Below are 14,101 nucleotides of genomic sequence, written 5' to 3' on the forward strand. Positions count from 1 at the left end.
GTCAGCTGATCTCCACCTGGGGAAAGTAGCACAAAAACACGTCGCCACCGCTGGGGCGCAAGCGGCGGATTTTGGCTTCGATTTCAGCGCGAAAATTCCACGCCGCGATCACAAACAAACACGCACCTTGCATGTCCACCACATCGGTGAAGGCCTGCACAGGCGTGGGCAGGCCGGGGATGAATTGGCCAATTTTCAGGGGCGCTTCGTCCAAGATGGCCTCGGGCACGATGCCTGCCGCCTGCATGAACACCACCGCTTTGGCCGCCGCACCGACAAAACAAATGCGCAGGCCCTGGGCCTTGTGCTGGGCGATGTGGTCCTGCACCGCTTGGATGCGCGCCAGGGCCTGATCGCGAAAGCGGGCATAGGTTTGGGCCAATGTGTTTGCATCGGGTGCAGGGGCTTGCAACGCTTGCAGCTCTGGCGCGGACAAGGCACCCATGCCAAACGGGGGCGCATCCCAAGCCCCGGTCGCGACCCCGCTGGCACCCGGGTGGCTCAGCACAAACAGCCAACTGTTGCCATGGATCGCCACCCGGTGCACCGCGCGCAGGGCCAAGCCGCTGCGCTGGGCCAACACCGCCATGGAGCGGGGGGTGAAGAAGGAATGGTGCTCGTGGTAGATGGTGTCGAACTCGCCGTGATCGAGCATCTGGGCCTGCGAGGTTTGGATCAGGCACAGGCCCGTGGGGCGCAAGTGGCGTTGCACGGCTTGCAAAAACGCGTGCGGCGTGGGCGTGTGGGCCAGCACATTTTGGCCCATGATCAGCTCAAACCGCGCTTCTGGGGCGAGCTGTTCGCTGGGCCAAAAGTCACACAGCGTGGGCAGCCCGCGTTGTTGCGCAGCGTGTGCCAAATTGCGCGCCGGGTCGATGCCCAGCACATCAAAGCCAGCGGCCTTCAGGGCTTGGAGCAAACTGCCGTCGTTGGAGGCAATGTCCAACACGCGCGCCCCCGCAGGGACCACGCTGAGGCAGGCCTGGGCAAACCAGTCAAAGTAGCGCAACAAAGTTTGGCTGGTGCCGCTGGCATACAGGTAGTGACCAAACAAACGCTCAGGCGACACAAAGTGGCTCAACTGTCCGTGGCCGCAGGCTGGGCAATGGTTCAACGCCAAGGGGTAGCGCGGCGCTGAATCGCTGGCCTGGGGCAGGTAGTCGTTGGCCAGGGTTTGCGAGCCCAGGTCCAGCACCAAGGACAAGCCAGCATGGTCGCAAGCCAAGCAGCGCCACACGGGCTGGCAGTCGGTCAGCGCGGGCGCAGGTGGCGCATCGGTCATGGTGCCGGCGCTGGGCTTTGCCAGGCTTGGGTGAAGGCGGCGCATTGGGCCGACAGGTCGGTGTCGAAGCGCCACTGCAACACCTGTTGTGCGTGCAGCGTGTCCATGTTGAACGAGTAAGTGGGGCTGTCCGGCATGATTTGAACAGGCACGCGGTGGTGGTGGGCGATGCGCTGGGCGATCTCACCAATGCTCAGGTTCAGGCTGGCCAGGTTTAAAAAGCCGTTCACCGCTTGGGGCAAGGCCAAGCAGGCGCGCACCACTTGGTACAGGTCACTCAAAAACAAAATGCTGCGGTGGCGCTCTGGGTTGGCCACCCGCACCACCTTGTCGCGCAAGGCAGTGATGTTCATTTGGTTGAAGATCAACTCGGGCCGCAGCCGGGGCGAAAACCCGCACAGCGTGCCCATGCGCAGGCCGGTGAAGCCGCGCAAAAAGCCTTTGGCCAAATAGTCAAACGCAAACTTGGAAGTGTCATAGGCATTGCTGCCGGGGTGGATCAGGTCCGACGCCAAGGCGGGCCGGGGTGCCATCGCGTCGCTGGAGTACAGGCTGGCAGTGCTGGCGTAAATGAAATGGGTGTGCGCCGCCAAGCGCTGGGTCAACTCAAACAGGTGGGTGCAGTTGTTGCGCGCGGCCGCCAGCGGATCGGCCACCGACTGGGCCACGCTGGCATGCCCTGCAAACCACAGCACATGGCTGAAGGGGGCCAATTGGGCCGCGCTCAGGAAGTCGTAATCCAAGGCCAGGTCCACACCGGGCAAATCCTGGCGATCGCAGACCTGCAAGGCCACGCCATTTTGGCGCAGGCGCTGCGCCAAATAGGCACCGATATAGCCTGCGCCAATGAGCAACACACGGGGGCTGGAAGGTTGGGGGGTCATGCGGTACTGGGGTGCGCATCACCCACTGGGCTGATACGAGGTTGAAGAATTATGCCCAACTGCCCGGTTGCGCCCAGGCTTGCGAACCGCACAAAACACCAATATTGAAAAAATTGCGATTACGATAGGGCCCATGTGTTGGGCGACGGAACCACGAAGGACGGGTCAATGAGCAACTTCAATGCCGATATTTTCAAACAAGCCAGCGACGAGGTGAACGATAAAGGCATCGGGTCCCGGATTTGGCACTCGGGGTCCTTGCACGCATTCAGAAGCGCCACCAGCAGCAAGGGGTCGGCAGCCAGCAAAGGCCTGTCGGTGTTGAAGTCGGTCGGCCAAGCCGCCTTGAGCCTGGTGCCAGTGCCGATCGTGGGCAACCTGGCCAGCGCCATTGTGGACAAGATCGACGGCAAACTTCGGGGCGATCGGCGTCAAGAAAAAATCAAAAATGGCACGCTGGCTGACAAAGCCAAATTCACGCTCAAAGACTTGAGCATCGACGAGCTCGATAGATTCCGTTGGAAGGTGGACGAAGAATACAAAACGCTGGAAAAAGCCACGCAGGCCTTCAATGCCGTGCCCTATGCCGAGCGCATGTGTGACCACTACTACGCCATGGCCTACCAAATCGAGCAAACCAATCGGCGCGTGGACAAACTCAAAGGCAAGCTCGAGGAGTTGAATGCGGCCACGGCGCTGGTCAAGGAGTGGCTCAACCAGGTGGAGACTGGCCTCAAAAACCCGACCGATGGCATGCAACCCAGCAATGGCTTGATTGGCCTAAAGAAAGGGGTGGCCAAAGAGCTGGCCATGAAAACCCACTTGTGGACCAGTGCATTCCAGAGCGAAGAAGTGCTGCCGTTTCATGCGGGCTGCACCCAATGGTGCTGCGTCAAGGAAACGGCGAAGTACAACCCCAATATGACGATCTGGCGCGATCGCGCGTCCAAGGTTGGCCAAGGCTTGACCTTTGTGGCCTCACTGGCCTATGAGGAATATGCCAACTTTGACGAGGTCGACACCGGAGGTTGATGGCGCGCGCTGAAGGCCAGACCGGGGCTCAGCGCACGCAGTAAAAAGACAATTCCGTGGCGTTGATCTCTTCGGGGTGGCGCACCGGCGATGGGTTGCGGGTGTTGGGCGACATGATGTGGTTGTTAGCCAAGGCCCACATTTGCTGGCCCAGCGAGACGCCGCCGTTCCAGTCGCCCAATATCGACAAAAAGTCGTATTCACTTTCGGTGGGCAAGCGCGCTTTGATGGCTTTGCAGGCTTGCTCGGCCACCTTGGCTGTGGGTGCGGTGTTGATCGAGGTGCCCGGTGCGCCGACCAAGACAATGAATTTGTCGCCCATGCTGATCAAGGTCGGGAAACTGGTGCGCTGAAAGTGCCGCACCATTTGCAGTGCGATGGCCGACATCACCTGCTCGGGCCGGCCCTGGGCCTGAAAGTTCACCGTTTCGCCGCGTGGCAAAACCACATGCAGGGTGACCAGCAAATCGCCCCGGCAGCTGGGTGCAAAGCTGTAGGTGCCCCAAGCAAAGCCCTTGACCCGGGACATTTGCTGCAAGTCTGGCGTGTCAAACCGTTTGCCTTGTTTCAAGGCGTTGATCAGGTCAATCACCGGCGTGTTGTTGGCAAACTCCAGGCGCGTGTTTTCGGGGTTGACGCCGCGCGAGACCGCGTCAATCCCCGCTTTGAGTGTGGCTTCCAAGGTGATGTCCATGCCCTGCCCTTGGGTGGCTTGGGCGCGGTTTTTATCGATCAAGCCATCGATCACCACCAAAACCTCGAGCGCATCGCGCGAGGCCACGCCGGTGTAGAGCAACTCTTTGAGTTGCCCCGTGGCCTGCATGGCCAGCTCATTGCGGCTTTTGCCGTAGGCATCTTGAAACTGGCACAGGTCTTGGCCGCGCAAAAACAAAATGGTCGGCCACAAGGTGATTTTTTCAATCGCCATAGCGGGCATGCCGATGGCGCCCCAGCTGATCAAGGCCAGCGCCAAGTTTCGCCCCAGGGCGTGCCGTATGGTTGGCCTCAACCGGGGAATGGTAAACAAATACATGTCGCCAGCTTAGGTGCTGGAGAGCGGTCGCGGCTTGATGCACGTCAAGCCCAGTGGCTTTAGGCTTTGACGTGCGGATCGGCTGCGGGTGTTTTACCAGCCCTCACAACACATGCCCCGCGTTGATGATGGTTTGGTCGATCAGCAACTGGGCGTGGCTGTTGTTGGCGGTGTAGACCTGATATTGGTGGCCGGCATGGGCGATGACGGTGTTGCTGGCGCTCCAGGTGTTGGCATCGAGCTTGACCACGTCGGTTTTGTCGCCAGTGATCATCAGTTGGCGTGCCCCGGCCGCCAGCGGTGTGCCGCTGATGGCTTGGGTGTTGCTGGTGTTAAACCCGTTTTGCTCGGGCAGGGCCAGCAGGTCTTGTAAACGCAGTTGCAGCAGGTTGGCGCTGGTGTCGCTGGCCAGGTTGATTTGGCCTTGGCTGGCGCTGCTGGCGGCCACGCTGGTGAGGCTGGTGAAGGCAAAGCCCACGTCGCCCACCACCACGCTGCTGCCGTCGCTGGCCGTGGCGCTGCTGCGGCCAGCCTCGTGCACACCGGGGGCGCTTTGGCGGGTCACGCCGTCGCTTTGCAGCTTGATGGCGGTCAGGCCCACGTCGGCCAAGCTGCGCATCTCGCCCGCGTCGCTCACGCCGTTTTGGTTGCTGTCTTGCCACACCGAAAACTCATTGAACAAAGCGTCTTTGGCGTTGAACACGCCATCACGGTGGGTGTCAAACTGCGCGGCCAGGCCTTGCAAGTCGGTTTGGCCCTCGCCCTGTGAAAACACATATTGGCTGGCGTCGTGCACGCGGCCGTCGTGGAACTTGTCCCACACCAACAAGCCATCTTGCGGGGCCACCCAGGCGCTGTGATCAAGCTGGCCGTCGCGATTGACGTCGATCACCGCTTGGCTGTAGCTGAGCACGCCGTCGCGGTTGAGGTCGATCACCACCGGTGCCTGACTGTCCACCACGGGCAAGCCATTGGCATCAAAGCGCTGGGCAAAGACATCCAAAGCGTAATCGTTGATCATGTAGCCAACAAACGACACCACATAGCCGCCATCGGCCAGGGCGGCGAGCTGGGGTAAGCCGAAATCAGCAAAGAGGCCCTCGGTGCCTTGCAAACGGGCGACGCCACCGATCGCTTGGTCTTGGTCGTCATACATTTGCAGGCAAATGTTCTTGCCCGGTGAGCCAGACCCGAGGGTCCAATCGTTCCAAGCCACCACATACCGGCCTGACGGCAGGGCCAACACATTCCATGGGTCATCCCACGCACCGGCCACCCCCGACAGTTGGTGCTGCGTGTAGCTTGCCTTTGAACCCTGCGCGTCAAAGCGCTGGGTAAATACGTCATAGTCATAGCTGTTGTCGATTTGCTCGGTCCAGCTGAGCACAAATCCACCATCGCTCAGGGACGTCAGTTTGGTCTTGAGAACGTTGAGTGCCCCGGGCAGCCCCTGCAAGCGCTGCACGCTACCCTCGGCCGCGTTGGTACTGCTGAAACGCTGAACAAACACGTCGAAGCCTTGACCGTCTGAGGTCGAGCCGGCCCAGGCCAGCGCGTAGCCGCCATCGGCCAAGGCGCAGCTGGTGGGCAAGATGTTGTCGGTCTCACCCACCACACCGGAGAGTTGCGCCACGCTGCCCACAGCCTGCGACTGCGCGTTGTAGCGCTGCACAAAAATCTCTTGACTGATGCTTGGCGTGACGCCCGACCAGCTGACCACATAGCCGCCATCGCTGAGCGCCGTGACCGCTGGGATGCCTTCATCGAGACCGGTTGGGCTTTGCAGGCGATTTATGTCACCGCTCGCGTTGCCAATGGCGTCGAAGGCCTGCACAAAAATAACCACACCCTGATCGGTGGTGCGCCAAGTCAGCACATAGCCACCGCCATCGAGCGCGGTGACCTGGGTGTTGATTCATTTTGAAAACTGAGCCATTCTGAGGCGAATTCACGTCGAAATTTGAGCCACGTTAACCGCATGTTCTGCTTATTTTTTAGGCGGGAGTGCACTGGAGTGATTAACGTGGGAACACTGAGTAAATTGCGCCGCATGGTCCATCGAGATGGGCTATCGGTACGCGAGGCATCCAAGAAGCTTGGAATTGCCCGTAACACTGCGACTCGTTGGCTGGCTATGAATGAGATGGCTGAGCCCAAGTACCCTAAGCGGGCAACTTCAGAGTCCATTCTTGACGCCTATAAAGAGCAGTTGATTAACTGGCTCAAGACCGATGCCCACAGAGGCAAACGGGAGCGTCGAACTACCAAAGCGTTATTTGAGGCAATTCGTGCTTTGGGCTATAGCGGCTCGCGGGGGCCGGTGTATGAGTTCTGCAAGTACTGGCGTGAAGCACAAATTCACAAGCCAAGGAATGCTGGATTCGTCCCGATGAGCTATGAGCTTGGGGAGGCGTTTCAATTTGACTGGAGCTGCGAGTACGCCGTTATCGAGGGGCTACGCAGACGGTTGGAGGTGGCGCACGTCAAGCTGGCAGCAAGTCGAGCATTTGTGATGGTGGCGTATTACGCCCAGTCTCACGAGATGCTGTTCGATGCTCACGCGCGAGCCTTTGAGATATTTGGAGGGATTCCAAAGCGTGGCATTTACGACAATATGAAGACCGCGGTAGACAAGGTTGGGGCTGGCAAGCAGCGCAGCATCAATGCTCGCTTTGAGTCAATGACAGGGCACTATCTCTTCGAGCCTGAATTCTGCAACCGAGCGGCAGGCTGGGAGAAAGGCATTGTTGAGAAGAACGTTCAGGATCGCCGAAGAGGTATCTGGCGTGAGGTTGGCGAGCGACGATGGGTCAGTTTGGATGAGTTGAATGCTTGGGTTCGTGAGGCTTGCCTGACGACATGGCAGGAGATGAAACACCCTGAATGGCCTGAATTGACGGTGGCAGATATCTGGCAAGACGAACAGGTTCGCTTGATGCCATGCCCGACACCGTTTAACGGCTACATCGAACAACCTGTACTGGTCTCACCGACATCTTTGATTCACTACCAACGCAATCGCTACAGCGTGCCTTGCGAGTGGCTCAACAGTACCGTGAGTCTACGGATCTACCCGGCCCATTTGCTGGTTGTGGCTGCTGATGGGGAGTGTGTCACTCTCAAAAGGAGCTTTGAGCGGGATCAAACGATCTACGACTGGACGCACTACATCAGCCTGGTTGAGAGAAAGCCTGGTGCATTACGCAATGGAGCCCCCTTCAAAACAATGCCTGAACCTTTGCTGGAGTTACAGCGTCAGCTTCTGAAGCACCCAGGGGGTGATCGGGTGATGGCTAAAGTACTCAGCGCTGTCACTTTGCATGGCATAGAGCCCGTTCTCGTAGCCGTTGAGTTGGCATTACAAGCTGGGCGGGTTAGCGCAGAGCACATTCTCAATATCTTGTCACGCCTACAAGAGCCATCGAAGCAAGTTCAGGAGCTTGCGGTAGGCATTGAACTGGTTGATCCATCTCAAGCCAATGTCCATCGTTATGACGCCTTGCGACCGAACAAGGGAGGCGACCATGTCGAATGATGTTGTTGCCGCCTTGAAGGGGATGAGTTTGCATGGCATGGCTAGTGCGTGGCCAGAAGTGCTTGGAACTGCACGCCTGAAGTCTCTCGACCATGAGACATTGATGAACCAGCTGCTCAAGGCAGAAAGTGGGTATCGGGATATGAGGTCAACAGCTTATCAAATGAGAGCTGCCAGATTCCCGGCGCACCGAGATTTGACTGGCTTTACGTTCGATGAGGCGCAGGTCGATGAGACGCTGGTGCGGGAGTTGCACAGTATGAAATTCATAGAGTCAGCCCAAAACGTCATCTTTGTTGGGGGCCCTGGCACTGGGAAGACACATCTGGCAACAAGTATTGGCATAGAGGCCATTCGAGTGCACAGCAAACGGGTTCGCTTCTTCTCAACAGTAGAGTTAGTCAACATGCTTGAACTGGAGAAATCGCAGGGCAAGGGGGGTAATCTAGCCAGTAAGCTGATGTACGTTGATATGGTGATCCTGGATGAGATGGGCTACTTACCCTTTACCCAGTCAGGAGGGGCACTGCTGTTTCACTTGCTCTCCAAGCTGTATGAGCGCACCAGCGTGGTCATCACGACAAACCTGAACTTCTCGGAGTGGGCCAGCGTGTTTGGAGACGCAAAGATGACAACAGCGCTGCTCGATAGACTTACCCATCACTGTCACATTGTGGAAACGGGCAATCAGAGCTGGAGATTCAGAAATTCAAGTGCTCAAGTCAAAACACCCAAAGCCAAACCCAAGAAAGGAACAACCGAACCCTCAATACCATTAGACTTATCCACAACTGAGTAAGAGAAAAACCATTAACCAAGTGGCTCAATATTTGATGTGAAACTTGGCTCAGTTTGATAGATGCATCAACAGGTTGACCACCGCTGCCGGCGTCTGACCGGATGCCCACATCAGCGCGCTGCCGTCCGCAATGGCGGTGCCTTGGCTGGTGTGGCTGATCAGGCCATAGCTGCCGTCAGCCAGTTCGGCATCGAACACATACTGCGCGCCGGATGATGTTTGAGCGCCAGGGGCGAGCTTGGTTTGCTCGGGGGTGGCGCCGGGTTGGGCGGACCCTGGGGCGGCGTCGTTGCTGAAAAACCCCGTCAAATTGGCCATGACGGTGCCGTCAACCTCGACCAACAAATTCTTACCTTTGCGCACCAGGCGCTGGCCCTTGACCAGCTGCTGGGTTTGCGCTTCGACCAGGCGGTACACCTTGTGGGGCAGGGCCTGGACCACCACGGCAAACGGTGCGTTGAGCGTTTTGTCGATGCTGCCCAGGACCACAGCCTTGGTTGTCGCACGGGAGCCGACAACCGTTGCAGCGTCGGTTTGGATCAATTGAAAAGTAGACATCACAACCCCATTAGTTAGTACCAATGGGTGCAATTATGATATTTAAATAACCTTATTTATGTTAATTTCGAGAATTTATTGGAACTTTTAGGCTCAATTAAGTATTAATCCTTTGGTATTGTTGTTTTTGTTGTTTTTTGGCATCGGTTGGCGGATGGCGCAGCCCAATATCGCCCAGCCACTGACCGTGGCGGTGCGGTTTTTGTCGTGGTGAGGCCGAAGGCCGAGCAGTCAGGCGCTGGCGCGCTTCATCAAGATCTCAAACGCAGGCAGGGTTTTGCCTTCCAGCACTTCCAAGAATGCCCCGCCGCCCGTAGAGATGTAGCCGATCTTCGACTCAATGCCGTATTTGGCAATGGCGGCCAAGGTGTCGCCGCCACCGGCGATGCTGAAGGCGGCAGAGTCGGCAATCGCTTGGGCCACCACCTTGGTGCCGTTCTCGAAAGCGGCGAACTCGAACACGCCCATGGGGCCGTTCCACACGATGGTGCCGGCGGACTTGAGCTGCGCGGCCAAGCGGGCAGCGGTGTCGGGGCCGATGTCCAAAATCAGGTCGTCATCGGCCACCTCGTGGGCTTGTTTCACCGTGGCCGGTGCATCCGCGCCGAAGCTTTTGGCGCACACCACGTCGGTGGGGATGGGGACCGCGATGCTGGCGTCGCCTAATTTCTCGCCGCGGGCTTTCATGGCTTCGATCACCGCTTTGGCTTCACCCACCAAATCGGGCTCGGCCAAGGACTTGCCAATCTTCAAACCCGCTGCCAGCATGAAGGTGTTGGCAATGCCGCCGCCGACGATCAGTTGGTCCACGTTCTTGGCCAGCGCTTGCAAGATGGTCAGCTTGGTGCTGACCTTGCTGCCCGCCACGATGGCGGCCAGTGGGCGCTTGGGGTTGGCCAAGGCCTTGGTGATGGCGTCGATTTCGGCCGAGAGCAGGGGCCCAGCACAAGCGATGGGCGCGAATTGCGCGATGCCGTAGGTGGTGCCCTCGGCGCGGTGGGCGGTGCCAAAGGCGTCGTTGACATAGATGTCGCAAAGAGCTGCCATTTGGCGGGCCAAGTCTTCGCTGTTTTTCTTCTCGCCTTTGTTGACCCGGCAGTTCTCCAGCATCACCACTTTGCCGGGGGCGACTTGCACGCCGCCCACCCAGTTGGCCAGCACCGGCACCTCGCGGCCCAGCAGTTCGCCCAAGCGTTTGGCGACCGGTGCCAACGAGTCTTCGGGCTTGAATTCACCTTCAGTGGGGCGGCCCAAATGCGAGGTGACCATGACCGCCGCGCCGGCAGCCAGCGCCATCTGGATGCAAGGCACGGACGCGCGGATGCGGGTGTCTTCGCTGATGTGGCCGTGGTCGTCAAACGGCACGTTCAGGTCGGCGCGGATGAAGACACGTTGGCCTTGGGCTTTTCCTTGGGCGCACAGGTCGGCGAAGCGGAGGATGTTCATGGTGCAGAAATATTGGTTTTTTTGATTTTAGGTGGCGGCGATGGCCTGTCACTGGACTGACATGAACCGCATCGGCCTGAGGCCAAGCCACGACAGGGCTTACCCACCCAGCACAGGCGCACTTGCAGCGCGCAACCGACCCCGCAAAAACCTGCAAATTGAAGAAACGTTCTTCAATTTGCAGGAAACGTTTGTTACCATTGCGCCATGATCGAGCGAAACATAGCGCCCGTGCTCTTACAGCTGGCCACTCAATACCCGGTGATCACCCTCACCGGGCCGCGCCAAAGTGGCAAGACCACTTTGACCCGGCGCTTGTTTTCTGACAAGCCCTATGTGACGCTGGAAGACCCAGACACGCGTCGCTTCGCCACGGAGGACCCCCGAGGGTTTTTGATGCAGTTCGCGCAGGGCGCCATCTTGGATGAAATTCAGCACGCGCCCGAACTCACCTCCTATTTGCAGGGGATGGTCGATGCCGACCCGAAGCCTGGCCGGTTTGTGCTGACCGGCAGCCACCAGTTTGAGCTGATGAGTCAAGTTTCGCAGTCGCTGGCCGGGCGAACAGCTGTGCTGCGCCTGCTGCCTTTCACGCTGGCCGAGGTGCACCGCCTTCGCGGCGGCATGGCGTCACCAGATTTGGCACAAACGCTGCTGACAGGGTTTTATCCGCGCATACATGACCAAAGCCTGGACCCTTCTCAGGCGCTGGCCGACTACTTTGCGACGTATGTGCAGCGCGACTTGCGCCAGCTCGCTGCGGTACAAGACTTGCAGCGATTCGAGCGTTTTGTCCGCTTGTGTGCCGGGCGCACCGGGCAATTGCTCAACCTGAGCAGCTTGGGCAACGATGCGGGTGTGACGCACTCCACCGCCCGCGCTTGGATCGACCTGCTGCAGTCGAGCTACATCGTGCACTTGCTCCCACCTTGGTTTGCCAACACCGGCAAGCGCTTGGTCAAAGCATCAAAGCTTTATTTTCATGATGTGGGCTTGGCCTGTTGGCTGTTGGGTCTGCGCAGTGCAGCGCAAGTGGCCCGCGACCCGCTGTGGGGCCGTTTGTTTGAAAATTTCGTCATCATGGAAGCGATGAAAGACCGGCTCAACGCCGGCGCCACGGCCGAGATGTACTTTTACCGGGACTCGGAGGGCAATGAGGTGGACTTACTGATTCCCGTGGGCACGAAGATGCACGCCATCGAGATCAAGGCCGGAGCCACCATCAACCCAGACTATTTCAAAGGCCTCAAAACATTTGCCGCCCACCAGCCAGCGGTGTTTGCCAGCGGCTGCGTGGTGTTCGGCGGTGCAGACGGTCAAAGCCGCAGCGATTGGCCGGTGCATGCCTGGCACCAACTGCAACACACCCCTGCCCGCTGATCACCCTTTGCAGCGGCGGCCTTACCAACCCCAGCCCATGTGCAGCGGCAAATACACTGACATGCCCACCACGATGGTGCCCAGCACCGCTTGGCCTTGGCCACGCCGGGCCAGGTAGAACGCGACGCCGGCCGCAGCGCCATACAAGCGGGCGTCTTGCCAGGTGGTGATGAAGGCACCGTGGCTGACCAGCACCTCGGGCACGACCACGGCGGCCAGCGCGGCGATGGGTGCATATTGCAAGCCGCGCTGGGCCCAGGCGGGAAAGGGCAGCTCGCGGTCGAGGATGAAGAAAAAGCAGCGCGTGAGCAAGGTGACCGCGCCCAGGCCCAACAAGGTGAAGGTGAGCACGCTGTCCATCACGCTTTGGCCTTTTTGCCCCACGGGGTTTGCTCCACCAGCAAGCACACCGCCACCGCGGCGGCGATGGCCACCAATATGTTCAAGCGCAGGGGCAGGGCAAAAGCCGCCACTGCCGCCGCGCCGGAGACCACCAAGGACACGGCGCGCAAACGGGTTTGGGTGAGCGAGCACAAGATGCCCACCAAGGCCAACACACCCGCAAAACCCAGACCCCATTGCATGGGCACCTGGCTGGCCAAAAAGATGCCGGCCAAGCTGGCCACTTGCCAGCCCAACCAAGACAGAAAGCAGTTGCCGCAGAGGTAGGCCATTTCGTTGCGTTGGCCTGCGGCGTCGCGGGCGGGCTCGGGGTGGCGCTGGACAAATTGCACGTAGTTCAAATCGGCCACCAGGTAGCCGATGGACATGCGTTGCCAGCGCGGCCAAGCCATCAAGTAGCCCCGCATGTGCAGGCTGAACACGGCAAAGCGCAGGTTGACGCAAAAGGCGGTGGCCAGCACCACCCACACCGGCGCACCGGCGGCGAGCAACGGGGTGGCAGCGAGTTGGGCGCTGCCGCCGTAGACCAGCAAGGTCATCCAGATGGACACCTCGGTGCCCAAGCCCGCTTGCACCATGGCCACACCGGTCATCAGGCCCCAGGCCCAAATGCCGGGCGAGACTTTGAGGGTGTCGAGCATGCCCGCGCGAAAGGCCGGGTGGCGGTAATTGGCAGGGTCAAAAAACATGGCGGCGTGCGCGGGCTGGGCGGCTCATGCGCCCAGGGTTTGCCCAAGCCCATCGGGCGTGCCACGCAAAAAATCGGCCACGGCCAGGCGTTTGCCACCGGGCTTTTGCAGTTGCAACAAGCGCAGCACGCCGTCGCCGGTGGCAACGTCCAAGCCGTGGGCGTTGGCTTGCAACACCCGGCCCGGTGTGGGAGGGCTGAGGGGGGCGGCATGGGGATGGTCAGCGGTGAAAGGGGCTGAAGTGGTGGTGGCAGTTGCGCCAACGCTGGCCGTGGCGTGTGGTTGTGCTGACAAGGCCTGTGCCGCCCAAATTTTCAAGGGCTGGCCTTGCCACAGGGTGTGGGCGCCGGGGAAGGGGTCAAAAGCGCGGATGCGCCGCGCCAGCACGGTGGCGGGCAGTGACCAGTCGATCAGGGCTTCGTACTTGTCGATTTTGGCGGCATAGGTGATGCCCTCCTCCACTTGGGGCTGCGCGGCCCAGGGCTGGGCTTGGGCCAGCACGTCGAGCATGGCCTGCGCGCCCAGAGCGGCCAAGCGGTCGTGCAAGCTGGCGGTGGTGTCGTCTGGGTGGATGTCGATGGCGCGGCGCAAGAGCACGGCGCCGGTGTCCAGCCCCACGTCCATTTGCATGATGCACACGCCGGTTTGCGCGTCGCCCGCTTCAATGGCGCGGTGGATGGGGGCGGCACCGCGCCAGCGTGGCAGCAGCGAGGCGTGGATGTTCAGGCAGCCCAGGGGCGGCGCGGCCAAGGCCCAGGCGGGCAGGATCAGGCCATAGGCGGCGACGACCATGGCATCGGCCTGGGCCTGGGCGATGGCTTGTTGCGCGGCACGGGCGTCGTCGGGGTATTTGCCGTCCAAGCGCAGGGTGCGCGGTTGGGCCAGGGACAGTTGATGGGCCAGGGCAAATTGTTTGACCGGTGAGGCGTGCAGTTGCAGGCCCCGGCCAGCGGGCCGGTCGGGTTGGGTCAGCACCAAGGCGATCTCGTGCCCCGCCGCATGCAAAGCGACCAAGGCTTGCTGGGCAAATTCGGGCGTGCCCGCAAAGATCAGGCGCATGG

14 protein-coding genes are annotated in these 14,101 nt (G+C 59.9%); 5 read left to right on the forward strand and 9 right to left on the reverse strand.

Translation table 11 applies throughout. The features are described 5' to 3' along the window. Position 1: 1 nt before the first annotated feature. Together AC8GFZ_RS12525 and AC8GFZ_RS12530 are read right to left on the reverse strand one after the other, a co-directional pair. Positions 2 to 1,327 (reverse strand): class I SAM-dependent methyltransferase, encoded by a 1,326-nt coding sequence (locus tag AC8GFZ_RS12525; RefSeq protein WP_506645233.1) that lies wholly within the window; start codon positions 1,325 to 1,327, stop codon positions 2 to 4. Beyond that, positions 1,279 to 2,166: an NAD-dependent epimerase/dehydratase family protein gene (locus tag AC8GFZ_RS12530; RefSeq protein ID WP_506645234.1), complete on the reverse strand. Its 888-nt coding sequence runs from the start codon at positions 2,164 to 2,166 to the stop codon at positions 1,279 to 1,281. Before AC8GFZ_RS12530 ends, AC8GFZ_RS12525 begins: the two co-directional genes overlap by 49 nt. 168 nt (positions 2,167 to 2,334) lie before the next feature. On the opposite strand from AC8GFZ_RS12530, the gene AC8GFZ_RS12535 reads away from it, so the two are divergent. After that, the gene (locus AC8GFZ_RS12535) at positions 2,335 to 3,198 is read left to right on the forward strand and encodes a hypothetical protein (protein WP_506645235.1); all 864 of its coding nucleotides are present in this window, start codon (positions 2,335 to 2,337) and stop codon (positions 3,196 to 3,198) included. 28 nt (positions 3,199 to 3,226) lie between these two features. Here AC8GFZ_RS12535 and AC8GFZ_RS12540 read toward each other — a convergent pair whose 3' ends face one another. Beyond that, entirely contained in the window at positions 3,227 to 4,231 is a 1,005-nt protein-coding gene (locus tag AC8GFZ_RS12540) for a hypothetical protein (protein ID WP_506645236.1), read from the reverse strand. 103 nt (positions 4,232 to 4,334) lie between these two features. Further along, positions 4,335 to 6,107 (reverse strand): SPM autocatalytic domain-containing protein, encoded by a 1,773-nt coding sequence (locus tag AC8GFZ_RS12545; RefSeq protein ID WP_506645237.1) that lies wholly within the window; start codon positions 6,105 to 6,107, stop codon positions 4,335 to 4,337. A gap of 147 nt (positions 6,108 to 6,254) precedes the next feature. On the opposite strand from AC8GFZ_RS12545, the gene istA reads away from it, so the two are divergent. Continuing rightward, the gene (gene istA / locus AC8GFZ_RS12550; protein WP_506645206.1) at positions 6,255 to 7,766 is read left to right on the forward strand and encodes an IS21 family transposase; all 1,512 of its coding nucleotides are present in this window, start codon (positions 6,255 to 6,257) and stop codon (positions 7,764 to 7,766) included. Beyond that, the gene (gene istB, locus AC8GFZ_RS12555; protein WP_506645207.1) at positions 7,756 to 8,565 is read left to right on the forward strand and encodes an IS21-like element helper ATPase IstB; all 810 of its coding nucleotides are present in this window, start codon (positions 7,756 to 7,758) and stop codon (positions 8,563 to 8,565) included. Before istA ends, istB begins: the two co-directional genes overlap by 11 nt. A 48-nt stretch (positions 8,566 to 8,613) precedes the next feature. On the opposite strand, the gene AC8GFZ_RS12560 is transcribed toward istB, so the two are convergent. After that, a complete protein-coding gene (locus AC8GFZ_RS12560; RefSeq protein ID WP_506645238.1) occupies positions 8,614 to 9,123 on the reverse strand; it encodes a hypothetical protein in 510 nt (169 codons plus the stop codon). A 231-nt stretch (positions 9,124 to 9,354) separates the two neighbouring features. After that, complete coding sequence (locus AC8GFZ_RS12565) at positions 9,355 to 10,569, reverse strand: phosphoglycerate kinase (protein WP_506645239.1); 1,215 nt, start codon at positions 10,567 to 10,569, stop codon at positions 9,355 to 9,357. A gap of 61 nt (positions 10,570 to 10,630) precedes the next feature. Here AC8GFZ_RS12565 and AC8GFZ_RS12570 point away from each other — a divergent pair, with 61 nt between their 5' ends. Next, positions 10,631 to 10,780 (forward strand): hypothetical protein, encoded by a 150-nt coding sequence (locus AC8GFZ_RS12570; RefSeq protein WP_506645240.1) that lies wholly within the window; start codon positions 10,631 to 10,633, stop codon positions 10,778 to 10,780. Beyond that, positions 10,777 to 11,949: an ATP-binding protein gene (locus AC8GFZ_RS12575; RefSeq protein ID WP_506645241.1), complete on the forward strand. Its 1,173-nt coding sequence runs from the start codon at positions 10,777 to 10,779 to the stop codon at positions 11,947 to 11,949. Before AC8GFZ_RS12570 ends, AC8GFZ_RS12575 begins: the two co-directional genes overlap by 4 nt. 21 nt (positions 11,950 to 11,970) lie before the next feature. On the opposite strand, the gene AC8GFZ_RS12580 is transcribed toward AC8GFZ_RS12575, so the two are convergent. Genes AC8GFZ_RS12580 through fmt form a run of 3 tightly spaced genes read right to left on the reverse strand, consistent with a single transcriptional unit; the run spans position 11,971 to position 14,099 of the window. Beyond that, a complete protein-coding gene (locus AC8GFZ_RS12580) occupies positions 11,971 to 12,309 on the reverse strand; it encodes an AzlD domain-containing protein (protein ID WP_506645242.1) in 339 nt (112 codons plus the stop codon). Further along, positions 12,309 to 13,040: an AzlC family ABC transporter permease gene (locus AC8GFZ_RS12585; protein WP_506645243.1), complete on the reverse strand. Its 732-nt coding sequence runs from the start codon at positions 13,038 to 13,040 to the stop codon at positions 12,309 to 12,311. Before AC8GFZ_RS12585 ends, AC8GFZ_RS12580 begins: the two co-directional genes overlap by 1 nt. 24 nt (positions 13,041 to 13,064) lie before the next feature. Further along, positions 13,065 to 14,099: a methionyl-tRNA formyltransferase gene (gene fmt / locus AC8GFZ_RS12590; RefSeq protein ID WP_506645244.1), complete on the reverse strand. Its 1,035-nt coding sequence runs from the start codon at positions 14,097 to 14,099 to the stop codon at positions 13,065 to 13,067. Between the last annotated feature and the right edge of the window lie 2 nt (positions 14,100 to 14,101).

Origin of the sequence: Limnohabitans rimovensis (SeqCode) (genome assembly GCF_965234775.1) — a bacterium.
Classification (GTDB): domain Bacteria; phylum Pseudomonadota; class Gammaproteobacteria; order Burkholderiales; family Burkholderiaceae_C; genus Limnohabitans; species Limnohabitans rimovensis.